Origin of the sequence: Campylobacter lari subsp. concheus (genome assembly GCF_008245025.1) — a bacterium.
In the GTDB taxonomy this organism is placed as follows: domain Bacteria; phylum Campylobacterota; class Campylobacteria; order Campylobacterales; family Campylobacteraceae; genus Campylobacter_D; species Campylobacter_D concheus.
Genome location: NZ_CP043426.1, coordinates 385970 through 406232, shown reverse-complemented (window position 1 = coordinate 406232; position 20263 = coordinate 385970). Strand labels below are relative to the sequence as shown.

Genomic DNA, 20263 nt, shown 5'->3' with positions numbered 1-20263 from the left:
GATTAGTCAAGTTTTACAGGACCATTACTTGCGTGAGATTGTAAAAATCTTAAAATTCTATCTTTTTCTGCATCAGTAATTTTTGCAAACCCTTGCATAGCAGATAAGTATGCATCCCATTCTTCCATTAAATGTTCTTTTGGCTTATGCGCTGCATGACAACTTGTACAAGTATCATAATAAGTTAATTCTATCTCATCCCAAGCAAGAATTTCTTGATCAGTTAAATCTTTACTTTTAACTAAAAATTCCATTTCATTGCTTGCATTTTTAGCATTTAAAGTAAGCAAAAGATAAATTCCATCTTTAGTATAAGCAAGGCTTTTTGGATTTGTCTCCACAACCTCACCTTTAACTTTGATCAAAGAATATTCACCCTCTTCTTTTATAAGCTCTACTTTAGAGCCTTCATAAATTTGCCCTACCACTTTTTTACTAGCACTATCTAAAAGATCTACTTTTTCATTAAAAATAAACATATCTTTAGCAAATAAAGCACTAGCTAAAAAAGTCAATACTAATATAATCTTCTTCATTTATTAAGCTCCTATAATTTCTGGTGGTGTAGTTGAGTTATAAGGTTTTATAACCTCTTTTAGCTTTTTAATGCCCACTAGACAAGTATTAACACTAGTTGCTTGAGCCATAGTTGAAGTTGGTCTTGAACTTGTTAAAACATTTACATGACCTGCATTACATCTTGGCTTGCTATCGCTTACATCTTCAGGGTCATACCAAGCACCCTCTTGGATACTAATAACCCCTTCCATAATATTATCTGTTACAAAAGCCCCTGCTAAAAGTGATCCACGATCATTATATACTTCTACAACTTCTCCGTGTGTAATACCAAGTTTTTTAGCATCATTTGTATTAATCACCACAGGCTCTCTACCTTGAATTTTATACAAATCTCTTACCCAAGTATTATCAAGCTGAGAATGTACTCTATATCTTGGATGCGGGCTTAACAAATGGAAAGGATATTTTTTAACTAATTTTTCATTACCTAACCACTCAGCTGGTTCAAACCAAGTTGGATGTGCTTTAAAATCTTCTAAATTGTATTTTTCAAATTTTGGTGAATAAATTTGAATTTTTCCACTTTCTGTTGCAAGTTTATTTGCTACAGGATCGGCTCTAAATTCAGAGTGTCTTACAAAGTTATAAGCTTCTTTTGGAGCTTCAAAATGAATAAATCCTTGTTTCCAAAAATCAGCAAATTCCATATAATAAGGACAATCACTTCTGCCGTAAAAACCTTCAAGCCATTGTTGCTTTGTTTTATTTCCGGTGAATTTTTTATGCTCTCTTTCACCTATTCTTTTTGCCAATTCTTCAAAAATATCATAATCATTTCTACTTTCAAAATAAGGCTCAATTACTTTTTTCATAGCATAAACATAATCTTGCGAATAAGAACCACCAAAACTAATATCATCTCTTTCTAAAGTTGTAGTTGAAGGCAATACAATATCAGCCATTTTTGCCATAGGTGTCCACCAAGGCTCATGCACGATTAATGTATCAAGAGTTCTTAATGCTTTGATAAGCTCATTAGTATCTGGATGGTGACCCAATACAGAAGCACCTACTACATACATAAGTTTGATTTTTGGATAAGTAATTTCCTTACCTTTAAATTTAACTGTTTTACCTGGATTTAATATTGCTTCTGAAATTCTACTTGCAGGGATATTAGTATCAAGATTATTTTTACCTTGTGGTAAACCTACTGGTAATCTTACACCTGAAAATGCTTGTCCTCCGCCTGAATAATGCATTGAAAAACCAAATCCGCCACCAGGCAAACCTACTTGACCTATCATAGAAGCTAAAACCATTAAAGTCCAATCAGCTTGTTCGCCATGGTGCGCTCTTTGCATAGCCCAGTTACCTGCCAAGAAAGTTCTATTTTTTACAAAAGTATCCGCTAATGCGGTAATAACTTTTTCTTCAACACCGGTAATATTTGCAGCCCAAGCTGGAGTTTTATCAATACCATCAGTTTTTCCAAGTAAATAAGGTAAGAATTTGTCAAAACCATCAGTGTATTTTTCAATGAATTTTTTATCGTATTTTCCACTTTTATATAAATAATTCATCATACCAAGCATTAAAGCTACATCGGTATTTGGGCGAATTTTAATCCACTGGGCATTTAAAATTTCTGCTGTTTGAGTGTATTGAGGATCAATGCTAATAAATTTGATATTTGATTTGCTGTATTTTTTATAATACTCATCATTACCACGATTTGCAACTTTAAAGTCAATTTGGTTACATTTATAAAGATCAGCTCCCCATAAAACATAAACTTGGGTATTTTCTAAAATCACCTCATGAGAAGTTTGTAAAGAATAAACTTCTAAATCCCCTACTATACTAGCATTAACCTTACCAGCAGCTCCATTGCTATACTCCCCATCAGTGCCGATGTGGCCACCTAAAGCGGTATTGAAAAATCTTCCTGCTACCGAGTTACAATTGTGCAATAAACCTACATGCCCCCAAGCGCCATAACTTGCATTAAATAAATTTTCAATAGGAGTTTCTTTTAATTTTTGCAATACAAGCTCTAAAGCTTTTTCCCAGCTCACTCTTACAAAAGGTTCTTTACCTCTTAATTTGGGTCTTTTTTTACCTTCTAAAAAACTTTTTCTAACACAAGGATATTTTACCCTGGTATCTGAATAAGTTCTATCAATGATAGCATCAGTGATAATAGAAGGATGTTTGTCAGATTGTTGTGGTGTAACTTTTACAAGTTTTCCTTCTGAATTTACTTCAGCCCAAAAAGCACCAAAGTGAGTAGCATGAGGAATTTTTTTAGTATCATAAAATTTAGTTCCCTCACTTGCAGCTATTAAAGGATTAACCGAAGCAATCGCTGAAGTAGCAGCAAGTCCTTTTAGAAATTTTCTTCTTGTTAAACTCATAAGACATCCTTTCTTAACAAAATAAAGTCAATATATATTATAGCATTTGTATTTGATTTAAAGCTAAATTTTAATACTCCAAAAAAAGTCAATCCACTCTTTAGCCTCTTTTATATAAAACTCAGGGATTAATAATGCTGAAGGTTTATAAAAAACACTTGCTACTTTAAGTTCTAAATGAGGATATTTTTTCATTAAAACTCTTTTGATTTCTATCATAGTTTCGCCACTATCTATAATATCATCTACTAAAAGAATTTTTTTATATGAACTAAGATCAGGAATATTAAAAATTTTAATCGTATCTAACTTTTGAGTGTCTTCATAGTGAATAGAATTTAAAGAAAATAAATTTCTATTTCCCATACCTTCTGCTAAAAAATGACCCAAAGTCATACCACCTCTTGCAATGGCAAGTAATACATCAGGATTAAATTCTTCCTTAATTTTGCGTGTAAAAGGAATAATTTCTTTTTGAAATTCTTCATAAGCATAATAATACATAATCACTTCCTATAAAAATTGTAATAAAAATACTAGTAATGAAATCACACTTAATACAATAATACCAAGATTGATTTTATCGAATTCTTTTTGCATGATACGCATAAATAAATACGCAATAAATCCAAAAGCAAAACCTGTAGTAATAGAATAAGTCAGTGGCATCATGATAATAATAAAAAATGCACTTACTGCTATAGCTTTATCTTTAAAATTAATATTTGCAACTTCCATAAACATTAAAACACCAACAAGCACCAAAATAGGATAAATAGAATTTGCAGGAATGGCTTTAAATACTGGCAATAAAAATAAGGTAAAAACAAAACATATAGCAGTAACTAAAGCTGTAAGTCCTGTCCTACCTCCTGCTTCCACCCCTGCTGAACTTTCCACAAAAGCAGTTACAGTAGAAGTTCCAACAACTGCCCCCATAGCTGAACTTGCTGCATCAGCACCTAAGGTTTTACCTAATTTTTTCTCACCTTGCTTTGGATCATCAAATATTTTTCCTCTTGAACCTACACCTGTGATTGTACCTACGCTATCAAAAAGCTGGGTAACAAAAAAAGTAAGTACTATAGGAATCATACTAAGCTCTAAAGCTCCTTTAATATCAAGCTTACCAAATATAGCACTTAAACCATTATCTCCACTAATAACTGGCAAAGATAAAAGTTGCTCAGGAAACTTGGCTCCATCGATACCAAAAATCCAAGCACACAAAGCACTTACAAAAACAGCTAAGATGAACGCAGCTTTAATCCTCCAAGCCCAAAAAACAAAAACCAAAAACAAACCAAATAATCCAAAAAGCACTTTAGTACTTGAAAAATCGCCCAAACCCACTAAAGTTGCTTCGCTTTTAGTGATAATCCCCATTTGCACAAGCCCCATAAAGGCTATAAAGGTTCCAATACCTGCTGATATGGCTTTTCTTAAATCATTTGGTATGCTTTTTATCACCCAAATTCTAAAATTAGTAAAAGATAATAAAGTAAAAACAACACCTGATAAAAACACAGCCCCCAAAGCACTTTGCCAAGGAATTTGATAGGTATTACACACGCTAAAAGTAAAATACGCATTTAACCCCATACCCACACTCATAGCCACAGGAGTATTAGAGAAAAAAGCGCTAAAAGCAGTAGCTATAATAGTTACTAAAGCGGTTGCAACAATTAAAGCTTCTAATGGCATACCTGAATTACTCATAATATTTGCATTAACCGGTATGATATAAATCATTGCTAAAAAAGTAGCAATACCTGCATAAATTTCAGTTTTTATATCACTATTATGTTCTTTAAGTTTAAAAAAATCCATTTTTATCCTTAATAAGTTTTTAATTCATTATACAAACTATCTCGTTCTATTGCTATATAACCTGAGCTTTGAATCATTTCTATAAAAGTTTTTAAACTCAAGCCATTTGAACTTTTCGCCCCACCTGCACTTTGTATACTTTCTTTTTCTATAGTACCATCTAAATCATTTGCACCAAAATCTTGAGCCACCATAGCTAAATTTATACCCATGGTTGCCCAATAAGCTTTGATATTTTTAATATTATCAAGCACTATCCTTGCAATAGCTAAGGTTTTTAAAATTTCTACCGAGCCAAGTGGTTTTTTACCTGTAATAAAACTATTATCTTGTTGCCAAACCAAAGGAATAAAAGCATTAAAACCACCAGTTTGATCTTGAAGATTTCTCAATCTTATCATATGATTAATTCTATTTTCTCTGCTTTCTATATGCCCAAAAAGCATTGTGGCGTTACTTTGTCTGCCTTTTTCATGCCAAAGTTTATGAATTTTTAACCAATTTTCACTACTTACTTTACCATGACAAATTTTTTTTCTAACTTCCTCATCAAAAATTTCAGCCCCACCACCTGGCATAGAATCAACGCCGTATTCAAGCATTTTTTCTATCACTTCTTCATAGCTCATATTAAAAGCCCTGCTTAAAAAATCAATCTCAGCAGCGGTTAGGGCTTTAATATGTAAAAATGGATATTTTTCTTTAATCATTTTAAAAATTTCCAAATACCACTGCCATGAAGTGTTTTTATTATGCGCTGAAACGATATGAATTTCTTTAGTATCTCTTAAAACTGTCTCATCAACTATTTTCATTATTTCTTCATGTGTCATAGTGTAAGGATTAGGATTTTTCCTATGTGCTGAAAAAGCACAAAATTTACAAGTATCTGCACATATATTTGTAGGATTAATATGTCGATTGATATTAAAATAAACCTTTTTACCATGCAAATTAGTTCGAATTCTTTGTGCATATTTGCCTAAAGTAAAAAGCTCTAAATCCCAAAGCTTGTTAGCTTCTTCTTCGTTTAATCTTTCTTGATTTTCTAGTTTTTCTATAATTGTTTGCATATTCTTACCATTTTTTAAATTTAAATTACAATTATAATTTTAACTTACTTAAAATTTAATACAAAGTATTTTTGGTATGATACTGGAAAATTAAATAAGGATTATTATCAAGTTATGGATATACAAAAAATTCAAAAATTAAAAAATTCTTTAAAAGATTATGAAGCTTATTGCTCTAGGCTTTTTTTAAAACAAGGCTCGTTTAGTTTTTACCACTCTAAAGAAATTGGTCGTTTTATAGAAGATGTTTACGAGCTTGTTTTGAATGATTTTTTTGATGATTATTTTCCGCATAATGATAAATTCCCTTTTTGTATTATCGCTATTAAACAATATGCTAAAATGAATTTAAGTATAAAAGAAAATGTTGATTTATTACTTATTTATAAAGATATAAAAGCTTATAATATCAAGCCTTTAATGAAAGCATTTATTACTTCACTAAATGATATTAATTTAAATATCAATTATCAAATTTGTGAAATAAATGGACTTTATAATATAGCTAAAAACGAGCTAAAACAAAATATTTTACAATATCGTTATATTTGCGGATCTAAAATTTTATTCAAACAAATCAAAGAAAAAATTTCTCAAGCTCAAGATGAATTAAAAGAAGAATTTGCTTTAAAAATCTTACAAGAATTAAACCCTTATCATCAACCTTTAATCAAACAAGAATTTGATATTAATAAAAATTTTGGTGGTTTAGATGAGCAACTTGATATAGAAAATTTAAGTATATTATTTAAAGATTCTCCTAAAAACTATATGCTTAATTTTATCAACGAAAAAGAATTAAGTGAATTTAAACTTGCAAGTGATTTTTTATTTTCACTTAAATGCGCAATGAATCTTTTAGAAGGTAAAAACACTAACTTATTTTTAATACAAAATTCACAAGAACTTGCTAACTTAATGCAAAAAAAAGAAAAGAAAAATTTAGATCTTAAATCCATACTTATTCAAAAAGCTATGCAATGTATGCAAACTTGTGGAATTTATACGCAATTTTTAGCAAGGTGCATCCAAGAAAAACACTATAAAGATAATGAACTTTATGAAACACAAGATAGCTTTTTTACTTATTCTAATAAAAGTGAAAACCTAAGTTTGATATTAAATCAACTTTTAAAATTAGATGATAAAGATTATAATTTTGACATCAAACTCATTTTCGCATTAAAAAGAGCAGAAAACAAAGATGAAAATTTAGAATTATTCAAGAAAATTTTAGAAAGAAAGCATTCTTTTGCTCTTTTAAAACTTCTTGCTGATGCTAATATTTTAAAAGATTTTTGCAAACCTCTTACTCAAAGCAAATTCTTACTTGAAGAAGAAGGTGTTTATAGTGCATTAGATAGAGCATTACTTTGCTTAAAATACTTTGAAGAAAAAGATTATAACTTTGATGAAAATACACTTTTAATAATAAAACTCACCATACTTTTAAGTGCTATTCATGAAGAAAATGAAATTTCTTTAGCAAATATTTATAGGGCTTATATAGGAAAATTCCAAGTTGATAATGAACTTTTAGATTTTGGCTTAAGATTATATAAAAATTTTAATGCTTTTAAAGACATTATAGAAAAAGAAGATATTTATAATTCTACTATTGTTCTAAATTTTATTTCCAAATTAAATGATATAAATACCTTAAAAACCTTACATCTTTTGTCTTTTTGCAATGCTAAAGCTTTGGGCATAGAAAATCATTTTTATTATAAAAGCTTAGAAAGATTATTTCAAAATGCACTAGAAGGCTTTGAGGATGAGAATTTAATTGATGAGAGCCAAAGAAGGGTAAAAAAAGAACAAACTCTAAAAAGAAGTAAGGCTTTTTTAGATCTTGATGAACACACTCAAAATAATATCACTCATATTAAATCCAATCTATTTTTTATAAAAAATAGTTTTGAAAAAATCATTAAAATAACGCAAATTGCACAAAAAGAAAATTTTACTTTTTGGCTTGACAATCAAGATAATTTTACCCTAGAGCTTATAATGAACAGAAAAAACAATCTTGAAAATATACTCAATACTTTAAGTTCTTTGAATTTAATCTTTATGAGTTTCTTTGAATTATTTGATGAAAAAGTTTATTTGAAATTTGAATATTCAGATATAGTAAGCGATACTCAAAAGCAAAGTTTAGAAAATTTACTAAATTCTAAATTACATTTAAAAGTACAAAAAAAAGCAAAAAAACCAAACATTAAAAAAGATGAATTAAAATTAGATATGAATTATTCCAAAAGCTATGCCAAAATAACCTTAAACACAAAAGATCAAAAAGGTTTAATGGCTTATGTGATGGATGTGCTTGCAAGATATGATATTATCTTAAGTGCAGCAAAAATTCAAACCATAAAGGAAAGAACGCGAAATGTTTTGATTTTGCATAAAAATGAAAGCTTGCAAGATCATAAAGATCAAATTCTTAAATCACTAATAAGCGAGTAAAAGATGTGTGGAATAGTAGGATATATAGGAACCAAAGAAAAGAAAAAAATCATATTAGAAGGCTTAAAAGAGCTTGAGTATAGAGGTTATGATAGCGCTGGTATAGCAATAATGAAAGACGGGGAGTTAGACTTTTTTAAAGCAGTTGGAAAGTTAGAAAATTTAGCCAATAAAACTGCTAATTTTAATAGCGATGGCTTTGGACTTGCTATAGGCCATACGCGTTGGGCAACTCATGGAAAACCAACTGAAATAAATGCTCATCCACATTTAGGACAATACTCTTGTGTAATACATAATGGAATCATAGAAAATTACCAAGAATTAAAAACAAAACTCACACAAGAAGGTACTAATTTTCTAAGTCAAACTGACACTGAAGTTATTGTACATTTATTTGAATACTATGCAAGCAATTTAGAACCATTTGAAGCTTTTAAAAAGACTATAGCTGAACTAAAAGGTGCTTTTGCAATCTTGCTTGTAAGTAAAAAAGATCCGAATACAATTTATTTTGCTAAAAATGCAGTGCCACTCATCATCGGAAAAAATGGCGATGACAATGAATATTATTTTGCATCAAGTGATGCACCATTAGTTTCTTTAGTGGATAAAGTAGCTTATCTTGAAGATGGGGATTATGGATATGTGAATTTAAAAGAATGCAAAATTTGCCATAATCAAGCTTGCATACAACCTACTTTTGTAGCTTTAAGTCAAGATAAAAGTTATGCTCAAAAAGATGGTTATAGATTTTTTATGGAAAAAGAAATCTATGAGCAAAGTAGAGTTTTAGGCGAAGTTTTAATGGGACGCTTGCAAGGTGAGCAGATTGTTTTTGAAGATATAGATGAAACTCTTTTGCAAAACATAGATGAAATCACACTTTGTGCTTGTGGCACAAGCTATCATGCAGCATTAAGCGGGGCTTATTTGCTTGAAAGACTTGCAAAGATTAAAACTAAAGTTGAAGTAGCAAGTGAATTTAGATACAGAGAAGCCATTATAGGCAAAAATACTCTTTTTATAGTAATCTCTCAAAGCGGTGAAACAGCTGATACACTTGAAGCTTTAAAAATAGCAAAAGCACAAGGAGTTAAAACTTTAGCAATATGTAATGTGGATAATTCTAATATCGTGCGTTTAGCTGATATATCATTACTTACTAGAGCGGGCATTGAAAAAGGTGTGGCTTCAACTAAAGCTTTTGCCACTCAAGTGGCAACTTTATGGATGCTTGCAATCTATCTTGCACAAAAAGCAAATTTAGATATGAGTAAAGAAATCAAAGCTCTAAGAAGCTTACCAAGTATAGTTAAAGTTGAGCAAAACTTGCATGAAAAAGTACACAGAATTTCAAAAAGATACCTACATGGCCATGGCTTTTTCTTTATAGGAAGAGATGTATTTTATCCACTAGCATTAGAAGGGGCTTTAAAATTAAAAGAAATTTCATACTTGCATGCTGAAGGATATCCAGCAGGTGAAATGAAACATGGGCCTATTGCTCTAGCAGATAGCGAGCTTTTTACCGTTGCACTAATGCCACAAAATTGCCTTTATGAAAAAACCAAATCAAATGTAGAAGAATTAGCTGCAAGGGATTCCACCTTACTTGCTATTTCTCCACTTGATTTTGACTTAAGCGATGATTTTATAAGAACTTCAAAACAAGAGCACTATATGTGTGAATTTTTTGAAATGATGGTGATCTTACAGCTTCTTGCTTTAGAAGTTTCTATAAGACTTGGCAATGATGTAGATATGCCAAGAAATTTAGCAAAAAGTGTTACCGTAGAATAAATATTTTGTGTAGTTTTGAAAAAACTACACTTTTTTAAAAAATTTTATAAATACTTCTTAAATTATAAGCAAACTTTAGGGTTTATTTGGTTTAAATATCATATCTTATTTTATTACAAGGAAAAGCCATGGAATATAGAATCGAACACGATACTATGGGAGAGATTAAAGTTCCTAATGATAAATATTGGGGTGCACAAACTGAAAGAAGTTTTGAAAATTTTAAAATTGGTTGTGAAAAAATGCCAAAAGTTTTAATTTATGCTTTTGCAAATCTTAAAAAATCTTTGGCTTTAGTTAATAATAAACTTGGCAAATTAGACGATGCTAAAAAAAATGCTATTGTGCAAGCTTGCGATGAAATTGTAGCAGGAAAATTTGATGATAACTTCCCACTAGCAATATGGCAAACAGGTTCAGGTACTCAAAGCAATATGAATATGAACGAAGTTATAGCAAATCGTGCTACTGAAATTATGGGCGGTGATTTTAGAAAAGAAAAACTTGTTCACCCAAATGATCATGTAAATATGAGCCAAAGCTCAAATGATACTTTTCCAACTGCTATGAGCATAGTTTCAGTAGAACAAGTAGAAAAAAAACTTATCCCTGCTCTAGATGAGCTTATTGCCACTTTTGAAAAGAAAGTAAAAGAATTTGAAAGGATTATTAAAATAGGAAGAACTCACCTTCAAGATGCTACACCACTTACCCTAGCTCAAGAATTTAGTGGATATCTCTCTATGTTACTTCATTCAAAAGAGCAAATCATCGCTTCTTTGCCTACATTAAGAGAGCTTGCAATAGGCGGGACAGCTGTTGGTACAGGATTAAATGCTCATCCAGAACTTAGTGAAAAAGTAAGCGAAGAATTAAGCAAGCTAATAGGTACTAAATTTATTTCAAGTCCAAATAAATTCCATGCACTAACAAGTCATGATGCAATTAATTTTACCCATGGAGCTATGAAAGGTTTAGCTGCGAATTTAATGAAAATAGCAAATGATATTAGATGGCTAGCAAGTGGTCCTAGATGTGGTCTTGGAGAGTTAAACATACCTGAGAATGAACCAGGAAGTTCTATCATGCCAGGTAAGGTTAATCCTACTCAGTGTGAAGCCTTAACTATGGTTGCAGTACAAGTTATGGGAAATGATGCAGCAATTGGTTTTGCAGCAAGCCAAGGAAATTTCGAGCTTAATGTTTTTAAACCTGTGATTATTTATAACTTCTTGCAAAGCCTTGATTTATTGGCTGATGCTATGCACTCATTTAATATCCACTGTGCTGTTGGTATAGAGCCAAATAAAGAAAAAATAGATCATAATTTACATAATTCTTTAATGCTAGTAACTGCATTAAATCCACACATTGGTTATGAAAATGCAGCTAAAGTAGCAAAAAATGCCCATAAAAAAGGCATTTCTTTAAAAGAAAGCGCTATGGAACTTGGCTTAGTAAGCGAGGAAGACTTTGCTAAATTTGTAGATCCTACAAAAATGATAGGGCCAAAAAAATAATCAAAAGACTAGGAATAACCCTAGTCTTTTCTTGAGAGTTAGCATGATTTATGAAAATGATTATTTATTTATAGAAAAAGAAAATTCTCAAATTCCTTGGGTAAAAATTTTTACTAAAGAAAATTACAGAGAATTAAGTGATTGTCCAACCTTTTTACAAAATATGCTTTTTCAGTATGTTTTAGCTTGCGAATTAAGCCTTAGAGAGCATTATAACCCAGAAAAAATCAACATAGCTTCCTTTGCAAACTATGTACCAAGAGTGCATTTTCATGTTATGGCGCGTTTTAAAGAAGATGCTTTTTTTCCTGAATGCATGTGGGGAAAACAACAAAGAGAAGTAAGGGATTTAAATTTACCAGACTTTGAGGGATTTAAATTAATTTTGCTCAAAGAAATAAACAATATCCATGTTTAAAAATTTTATTAATTCTACTCATATAGCCTTAAAAAATCATCCATTTGGTGCAATTTGCTACTTATGTTTTTGGTTTTTTATAGGATTTTTTTATGATTCGTATCAATGTAGCGATTTTTTATTTTTAACTCTTTTTATTATTTTTTGTGAAACATTTTTTAAAGCAAAAGAAAATTTAACACAGACTTATAAAAGTATAACAAATTTTTGGATTTTATTTTTTGGGCTAATTTTCTATATAATTTTGCACTTTATTTTCAAACAAGATGAAGATTATTTGCTATTTTACACTCAAAATACTCTTTATATATCTTTAGCACTAACACTTATATCTTTAATATGTGCAAGAAAATTATACGATTTTAACAATTTTCATTATTTTTTAGCAGCGCTTTTTTTCAGTATAAGCTTTTGGCTTATTCTAGGTTTATTTATATTAATTTTTTATACTTCATTTTGCTTTTTATTTGATATTTCTTCATCTAATCTAAACACTACCATTGTGTCTTTTTGGGTTTTTAGTGCAGGTTTTTTCTCTTTATTTTTGCTTGGAAATTTTACATCTTATAAATTTAAAAAAATTTTTATATTTATACTTAATATTTTTAGCATTTTATATATTATTATGCTTTTTAGTTATACTATTGGTGTTCTTTTTAACTTTTTAGAAAATCTTAGTATCGTTCATTTGTGTCTTTGGTTTGGAGTTTTTTTATTATTTAATTTTTGGATAAATTTATCTTTTTATAAAATTAAAAAAATTATTTTTTATATTTTTCTTGTGTTTTTAATATTTTTAACAAGTTTTGTATTTTATGCTATTATAATTAGAATTACACAATATGGATTTACACCTGAACGCTTAGCTGTATTAACTTTTAATTTATGGCTTTTAATTTCAAGTTTTTTAAGCGTATTTAAACAAAATGAAGCACCTAAGTATTCTTTTTACATACTAGCAATAATATCTTTATTTTTAGGTTTTTTTGCTAACCATATAAGTATATATTCTCAAAAATATCAATTAGAAAAACTAGAAAAAATTATACAAGAAAAAAAACTAGAACTTGACTATTCTAAAAGCAAACAATACTATAATCAAATAAAAGATATTAAAAATACTATACATAATTTAGATAAAAATTATGATAAATCTTATAGTTTTGATGAATTTTTAAAGGCAAATAATTTAAATCATTTAAAAAATCAAGCAAAACTTTCCAATCCTAATCTTTCTATATATAAAAATTTTAATCCTGAATACTTAAAATTAAAAAAAGACTATGATGAAGTATTATTTAATTTCACTAATAAAAGTAATTTTAAATACTCAATGAAAATACAAGATAATATTTTATATTTTTACTTACAAGAACAAGAAATTTTAAAAATTATAGATTTTGATAAAACTTTAAAAACCTATCAAAAAAATTCTCAACTAGATTATGAGCTTTACAATAGCTCTACTATAACTTTTATACCTTTAATGTTTAACATAGATGCAAGGGGAAATGTAACAAAATTTAAAACTCATATTTTTATAAAAAATACCAAATAAAAAATATTTAATATTTTGGTTTAAAATTTAGAAAAATTTTTAAAAAGGTACAAAAGGTATAATATGAGAAAAATTTTTATTTTACTTACACTTTGCTCATTTGCATTTTCCACGCAATGTGAGGTTAAAATAAAGCAAATTCAAAAAGAAATAGTTTATGCTAAAAATTACAATCATCAAGAAAAAGCTTTAAGTTTAGAATTAGCCTTAAAAGAAGTTCAGGCAGATTGTACAAAAGATCCTCTTTTTTATGATAAAAAATTAGAGGCTAAAAAACTTAAAGAGCAAGAGATAGAAAAGATCGAACAAGAGTTAAAAGAATTAAAAAAACAAAAAGATTATATGAGTAAAACAGAGTATAAAAATAAAAAACAAGCTTTAAAAGACAAAAAAGACAAAATCAAAAAAGATATTGAAGAATATATCAACAAACTCTAATTTAATTCCAAATTTGCCACCACTTTTTATTTTGCTGTTTTAATTTTTGCATGAAAACATTTTGATTTTTTAATGCAAACTCATTTTCTTCATCAAGCTTTAATAATTCTTTAGTACACTCTAAAGCTTGCTTGTATTCTTTTAGCTCTTCTAAGCACTGAATTTTTCCCACTAAAGCATCGGTATTTTCTTTTGTTATCTTCAAGCAATCTTCATAACATTGCAATGCATCATGAAAATCACCTAAATTTCTTAAACACTCTGCCTTATAATAATGTGTCCAATTTTGACTTTCATCTAAATTTAAAGCCATATTAAGATATTTTATAGCTTCTTTAAAATCTTGAGAATACACTTTAACTGCACCCATAAAATGATAACATTCATATGATTTTGGTTCAAGCTCACTTGCTTTTTTTGCTGCTTTGAAGCTTTCATCATATTTTCCTAAAAAGCTTAAAATTTGTGCTTTTTCTATCCAATATTCCCCAACATCATCAATTATTTTTAAGCATTCATTGATATCTTTTAAGGCTTCATTATATTTTTCAAGATTTCTTTTACATTTTGCTCTATGAAAATATGATTCATCATCTTCTTCATTACTTAAAATCACACTATCGTAACATTTTATAGCTTCTTCAAACATATAAAGATCTTCATAACAAAGTCCCTTATAATACTTTACTCCATTATGGTTTTTATCAATTTTTAAAGCCTTATTTAAATCTTCTATAGCTTCTTCTTCTAAACTTAAATTATATTTAGCAATTCCTCGCCAAAAATAAAGTTTAAAATTATTTTTATCCACCTTGTGTGCTGCATTACAATAAGCTATTAATTCTTCATAAGATTCAAGTTCTTTTGCACAATATGCTCTTTCGAATAATACATCTTTTAAATCAATATAATCTTTATATGTTTTTATAAGCTCATTGTATTCATCCATAGCTTCTTGAAATCTTTCAAGTTTACTTTTAATCCAAGCTCTTTGAGAAAGAGAATTAACATAATCTTGAGTATTATTTTGCTTTTTATAATATTTAGCAGCTAATTCACTATCTTCTAAAGCTTCCTCATATTTTTCAAGATCAGATTTTAAATAAGCCCTATTAAAAAACACATCAGGATATTCTTTTTGATATCTCAAGGCTTTTTCATAACTTATCAAAGCTTCATCATATTTGTCTATCTCATACAAGCTATTACCCAAATGATAAAAACCATAAGGAACTGCATGTTCAAGTTCTGCTAATTCTGATGGAGTAAAATCATGCTTTCTTTCCCTTTCTTGATAATATTTAGCTGCTAAATCAAAATCTTCTATAGCCTCTTCAATCATTTTTAGATTGATTTTAGTATTACCTCTATTAATATATGCTTGAGCGTATTCTTCATAAAGCTCAATTGTTTTATCATAATATTTCAAAGCTTGTTCATAATCTTTTAAATCATACAAAACTCTAGCTAATGCAAAACATGGATATTGTAAATTTTCATCTAAATCGATTGATTTTTTAAAAGCATCTATTGATAATTCTATCTTTTCTAAATCTTTATAAATATGTCCCAAAATCAAATATGCCATTGCATTTTCATTGTCTAATTCAATAGATTTTAAACAATCTTGCAAAGCTCCTTCTAAATCATCAACTTTACGTTTATTATTAGCCCTTTTATAATATGCATCAGCAAAACTCTCATCTTGCTCAATCATCTGAGTAAAAAATTCTATAGCTTTTTGATAATTTTCCAAATTCTCACAAGCTACACCTTGATAATAAAAAATCTGCGAGGATTCAAATCCTAAATCTTGAGACTTTTTAAAATCAATCAAAGCTTGTTTTGGATCAACACTAAGCAAAGTAATGGCTCTAGTATAATAAGCCATATAATATTCTGGAGCCAAATCAATACAAGTTTGTAAATCTTTTAAAGCCTTTGTTTGCTCATCCAAAAGTATATAAACTCTAGCCCTATTAAAATATGCTAAATAATATGCATTATCTAGCGCTATAGTTTTATTAAAAGCCAAAATTGCTTCTTGTAATAAATCTAATTTAAAATTACATAGACCCAAAAGATTAAATAAAAACACATTGCTAGGATCAAATTCTACAGCTATAGTTGCGTCTTTAAGTGCTTCTTGAAATTTCAAACAATTAAATTTACAAAGCGCTCTATTATGGTAAGCTTCTAAAAGCAAACGATGCTTGTCCTCATCATCTATAAAAATCATTTTACCATCTTGAGCAAGCGTAACTTCGCCTTTGCAAAAAGCTATAAGTTCACTTAAAACCTCATCACATTTTTCAAATTCTGAATTTTCAAAATATTCTTTAGCTAAATCTGATAACTCAGTAATTAGATTATCCAAATCCTTTTCCCTAGTTCTGATTTTATTTATTTAGACTTTTTAAAAATTCTTCTATATTATATTTTGCTCTATAAGTTTCACTCATTAAGTGAATCAAAATATCGCCTAAATCAAGTACAGTCCATTCTTCACTACTTTCTATATTTAAAAACTCTTCACCCTTGCTTTTAAGATTAGTTTTTAAATCATCAATCAAAGAAAGCGCATGTCTTTCTCCCATAGTAGTAGCAATCACCACAAATTTAACAAAATAATCCTTATCCTGCATATCAAAAGTTTCTATTAAATCTGCTTTTTTATCATCTAAAATCTGCACTATATTATTAATTCTTTCTTGCATTATTTTCCTTTTGTTAAATATTTTTAAATTTAGAATAATAAAGCTTAACTTCTTCTTTGATTTGCTCACAAACTTGTGATGTTTGCAAGGTTTCTCTTATAAAAGAAGAAGAGATATTTACTTTAGTATCTAAAGTTTTAAAATGTTTTGGTATAAAAATACCATCTCTTTTAGCTACAACAAATTCTACCAAATTTTGCAATCTTTCAAATTCATGCCATTTTTCAAGACTTTGTAAATGATCAGCTCCCAAAATAAGATAAAACTTAGAAATTTCATATTGCTCATACAAAAAATCAACACTTTCTATACTAGGTACGGGTCTTTGTTTTTTTATTTCAAAATCACAAATTTCAACTTTTTCCAAACCTCCCCAAATCATCTCACACCATTTTAAGCGCCTTTGCTCATTTGCGGTGAATTCTTGCTTAAAGGGGCTAATAAAAGTTGGCATAATAATGAGTTTATCAAGCTCTAAATTTGCTAGTGCATTAAAGACTATAGCATTATGCCCTAAATGGGGTGGATCAAAACTGCCACCAAAAAGTGCGATTTTCATTAAAATTTAACCTTTTTTTAGTAGAATTTTACCTACTTAATCATAAAAAGGAAATGAAAATGGCTGTAAAAGTTGCAATAAATGGTTTTGGACGCATTGGAAGATGTGTTGCAAGAATTATTATGAAACGCGATGATATCGAACTTGTAGCGATTAATGATACTACTGATATAGAGCTTACTAAATATCTTTTTAAATATGACACCGTTCATGGAGTATACGATGGTAGTGTTGAAAATGATGGTGATGATTTAATAATTGATAATAAAAAAATAAAAGTTTTAAAAAGCAGAAATGTAGCGGATTTAGACTTTGCAAAATATGGTGCACAAATTGTTTTAGAGTGTACTGGTGCACACTTAACTATGGAAAAATGCCAAGGATTTTTAGATCATGGAGTGCAAAAAGTTATCATGAGTGCACCTGCAAAAGATAAAACTCCAACTTATGTTTTAGGGGTAAATGCTCACGAATATAAAGGCGAAAACATCATCTCAAATGCAAGTTGTACTACTAACTGCTTGGGTCCAATTTGTAGAGTTTTGCAAGATAATTTTGGCATAGAAAAAGGTTTAATGACAACCATTCATGCCTACACAAACGGTCAAAGCATTATTGATGCAAAAGCAAGAGATAAAAGAAGATCACGCGCTGCTGCACAAAATATCATCCCTACCTCAACTGGTGCAGCAAAAGCTATGAAGCTTGTTATGCCTGAACTTGATGGAAAATTACACGGTCAAAGTATGCGTGTGCCTGTGGCTGATGTATCAACTGTGGATTTAACTGCAACTTTAAAGAAAAAAGTAAGTAAAGAAGAAATCAATGAAGCCTTTAGAAAAGCAGCTGCTAGCAATTTAAAAAGTATATTATTAGTAGATGATGAAGAAAGAGTTTCAAGTGATTTTATAACTTGCTCTTATGGCGCAATTGTAGCAAGTGATTTAACTCAAGTAATTTGTGATGATTTTGTTAAAGTGGTTGCTTGGTATGATAATGAATGGGGATATTCTTCTCGTTTAGTAGATATGGCAGTATTTGTGGCAAAGGCTTAAGATGAGTAGTATTTTATCGATTAAAGATATTGATCTTGCAAAGAAAAAAGTATTTATTAGATGTGATTTTAATGTTCCTCAAGATGAGTTTTTAAATATTACCGATGATCGTCGTATTCGCTCGGCTATCCCTACTATAAGATATTGTTTAGACAATGGCTGTGCGGTTATTTTAGCTTCACATTTAGGGCGTCCAAAAGAAATAGCTTCAAAATACTCTTTAGAGCCAGTTGCAAAAAGACTTGCACGCTTAATGGCTAAAGATGTTATTATGGCTAAAGATGTTATAGGTGAAGATGCAAAGAAAAAAGCTAGCGAATTAAAATCAAGTGAAATTTTGCTTTTGGAAAATTTACGCTTTGAAAAGGGTGAAACTAAGAATGATGAAAACTTAGCCAAAGAACTTGCTTCTATGGCTGATGTTTATATTAATGATGCTTTTGGGGTTTGTCATAGAGCCCATGCTAGCGTTGAAGCTATTACAAAATACTTTGACAATACAAACAAAGGTGCGGGATTTTTACTCCAAAAAGAAATTGAATTTGCAAGCAATCTTATCAAACACCCTGCGCGTCCTTTTGTAGCTGTAGTAGGTGGTTCTAAAGTAAGTGGCAAATTACAAGCTTTGACTAACTTACTTCCAAAAGTAGATAAGCTCATCATAGGTGGAGGTATGGCCTTTACTTTCTTAAAAGCTCAAGGTTATGATATAGGAAATTCTCTCTTAGAAGAAGATTTAATTGAAGAAGCAAACAAAATCTTACTCAAAGGTAAAAATCTAGGGGTGAAAATTTATCTTCCTGTGGATGTTACAGCAGCACAAACTTGTTCTCAAGAAGCAGTAATGAAATACACTCCTGTACAAGAAATTCCCGCAGGTTGGATGGGGCTTGATATAGGTCCTGCTAGTGTAAGGTTGTTTAAAGAAGCACTTTCTGATGCTCAAACTATATGGTGGAATGGACCTATGGGGGTTTTTGAAATCGATAAATTCTCAAAAGGCAGCATTAAAATGAGCCATTATATTAGCGAATCTCATGCAACAACTGTAATAGGTGGTGGTGATACTGCTGATGTTGTAGCAAGAGCAGGTGATGCTGATGAGATGACTTTCATTTCAACCGGTGGTGGAGCATCATTAGAGCTTATAGAAGGAAAAGAACTTCCTGGAGTAAAACCTTTGACCATAAAGGATAATGAATGATTTTTGCGGCAAATTTAAAGTGCAATCATACAAGATCAAGCTTTGAACTTTACGCTCAAAAATTAAACCAAAACTTAAACAAAGAAGATGAAATTTTCATCTTCCCTCCTAGTATAGCTTTCTTAAAAGACAATTTTTCATTTCAACAAGGCGCGCAGAATTTCTACCCTTGCCAAAATGGAGCATATACCGGAGAAATAGGTCAAATTCACTTAGAAGAATTTAACATCAAAAGTGTTTTAATAGGCCATTCTGAAAGAAGAGCTTTAAGTGAAGATGAAAGCTTTTTAAAGGCGAAATTTGACTTTGCAAAAAATCTTGATTTTAATATCATTTATTGCATAGGCGAAAGTTTGGAAACTAAAAATGCCGACAAAAGCTTGGATTTTTTAAAAAAACAAATTGAAAATATTGATTTATCTTATAAAAAACTTATCATAGCTTATGAACCTATTTATTCTATAGGCACTGGAGTTAGTGCTAATCTTGATGATATTAATACCATACTTAATTTTTTAAGAAAATTTACTAATGCTAAGCTTTTATATGGTGGAAGTGTTAATCAAAGCAATGTTAAAGAAATTTGTGCTTTAAAAAATTGTGATGGAGTATTGATAGGCTCAGCTGCATTAAATGCAAATGATTTTTTAAATATGATACAAATAGCTAAAGGTTAAAAA

General features: G+C 29.5%; 17 protein-coding genes. 9 read left to right on the top strand and 8 right to left on the bottom strand.

Going from position 1 to position 20263, the window contains the following annotated elements:
- Window positions 1–2: 2 nt before the first annotated feature.
- From CLCT_RS02155 to mqnE, 5 genes are all read right to left on the bottom strand, one after another.
- Window positions 3–536 carry an SH3 domain-containing protein gene (locus CLCT_RS02155; protein ID WP_149062121.1) on the bottom strand — a complete coding sequence of 178 codons (534 nt, stop codon included), beginning with the start codon at window positions 534–536 and terminating at the stop codon, window positions 3–5.
- Between the two features lie 3 nt (window positions 537–539).
- Window positions 540–2939, bottom strand: a complete 2400-nt coding sequence (locus CLCT_RS02150; protein WP_149062120.1) for a molybdopterin guanine dinucleotide-containing S/N-oxide reductase — start codon at window positions 2937–2939, stop codon at window positions 540–542.
- Between the two features lie 63 nt (window positions 2940–3002).
- Window positions 3003–3443, bottom strand: coding sequence for a phosphoribosyltransferase (locus CLCT_RS02145; protein ID WP_039668115.1), 441 nt, complete (start codon window positions 3441–3443; stop codon window positions 3003–3005).
- Between the two features lie 9 nt (window positions 3444–3452).
- Window positions 3453–4769 (bottom strand): NCS2 family permease, encoded by a 1317-nt coding sequence (locus CLCT_RS02140; protein ID WP_149062119.1) that lies wholly within the window; start codon window positions 4767–4769, stop codon window positions 3453–3455.
- Between the two features lie 8 nt (window positions 4770–4777).
- On the bottom strand, window positions 4778–5842 hold the full coding sequence (mqnE, locus tag CLCT_RS02135) for an aminofutalosine synthase MqnE (protein WP_149062118.1): 1065 nt from the start codon (window positions 5840–5842) through the stop codon (window positions 4778–4780).
- A gap of 114 nt (window positions 5843–5956) precedes the next feature.
- On the opposite strand from mqnE, the gene CLCT_RS02130 reads away from it, so the two are divergent.
- From CLCT_RS02130 to CLCT_RS02105, 6 genes are all read left to right on the top strand, one after another.
- Complete coding sequence (locus tag CLCT_RS02130; RefSeq protein WP_149062117.1) at window positions 5957–8311, top strand: nucleotidyltransferase; 2355 nt, start codon at window positions 5957–5959, stop codon at window positions 8309–8311.
- 3 nt (window positions 8312–8314) lie between these two features.
- A complete protein-coding gene (gene glmS / locus CLCT_RS02125) occupies window positions 8315–10114 on the top strand; it encodes a glutamine--fructose-6-phosphate transaminase (isomerizing) (RefSeq protein ID WP_149062116.1) in 1800 nt (599 codons plus the stop codon).
- A gap of 128 nt (window positions 10115–10242) precedes the next feature.
- Entirely contained in the window at window positions 10243–11634 is a 1392-nt protein-coding gene (gene fumC / locus CLCT_RS02120) for a class II fumarate hydratase (protein WP_149062115.1), read from the top strand.
- A 43-nt stretch (window positions 11635–11677) separates the two neighbouring features.
- Window positions 11678–12052 carry an HIT domain-containing protein gene (locus CLCT_RS02115; protein WP_012661164.1) on the top strand — a complete coding sequence of 125 codons (375 nt, stop codon included), beginning with the start codon at window positions 11678–11680 and terminating at the stop codon, window positions 12050–12052.
- A gap of 625 nt (window positions 12053–12677) precedes the next feature.
- A complete protein-coding gene (locus CLCT_RS07790; RefSeq protein ID WP_346202853.1) occupies window positions 12678–13610 on the top strand; it encodes a DUF4153 domain-containing protein in 933 nt (310 codons plus the stop codon).
- A gap of 63 nt (window positions 13611–13673) precedes the next feature.
- Window positions 13674–14048, top strand: coding sequence for a DUF1090 family protein (locus tag CLCT_RS02105; RefSeq protein ID WP_149062114.1), 375 nt, complete (start codon window positions 13674–13676; stop codon window positions 14046–14048).
- A 1-nt stretch (window position 14049) separates the two neighbouring features.
- Here the strand turns inward: CLCT_RS02105 and CLCT_RS02100 are convergent, their stop codons facing one another.
- The 3 genes from CLCT_RS02100 to nadD are packed head-to-tail and all read right to left on the bottom strand — an operon-like array spanning window position 14050 to window position 17324.
- On the bottom strand, window positions 14050–16425 hold the full coding sequence (locus CLCT_RS02100; RefSeq protein ID WP_149062113.1) for a tetratricopeptide repeat protein: 2376 nt from the start codon (window positions 16423–16425) through the stop codon (window positions 14050–14052).
- A gap of 22 nt (window positions 16426–16447) precedes the next feature.
- Complete coding sequence (gene rsfS / locus CLCT_RS02095) at window positions 16448–16765, bottom strand: ribosome silencing factor (protein ID WP_039668107.1); 318 nt, start codon at window positions 16763–16765, stop codon at window positions 16448–16450.
- Between the two features lie 13 nt (window positions 16766–16778).
- Window positions 16779–17324 (bottom strand): nicotinate (nicotinamide) nucleotide adenylyltransferase, encoded by a 546-nt coding sequence (nadD, locus tag CLCT_RS02090; RefSeq protein WP_039668106.1) that lies wholly within the window; start codon window positions 17322–17324, stop codon window positions 16779–16781.
- 59 nt (window positions 17325–17383) lie between these two features.
- Between nadD and gap the strand changes: the two genes are divergently transcribed.
- From gap to CLCT_RS02075, 3 genes are read left to right on the top strand one after another with little or no spacing between them, the layout of a single operon-like run.
- Window positions 17384–18379, top strand: coding sequence for a type I glyceraldehyde-3-phosphate dehydrogenase (gap, locus tag CLCT_RS02085; RefSeq protein ID WP_149062112.1), 996 nt, complete (start codon window positions 17384–17386; stop codon window positions 18377–18379).
- A 1-nt stretch (window position 18380) separates the two neighbouring features.
- Window positions 18381–19583, top strand: a complete 1203-nt coding sequence (locus tag CLCT_RS02080) for a phosphoglycerate kinase (RefSeq protein WP_039668104.1) — start codon at window positions 18381–18383, stop codon at window positions 19581–19583.
- Entirely contained in the window at window positions 19580–20260 is a 681-nt protein-coding gene (locus tag CLCT_RS02075; protein ID WP_149062111.1) for a triose-phosphate isomerase, read from the top strand. The genes CLCT_RS02080 and CLCT_RS02075 overlap by 4 nt, the downstream gene beginning before the upstream one ends.
- Window positions 20261–20263 lie beyond the last annotated feature (3 nt).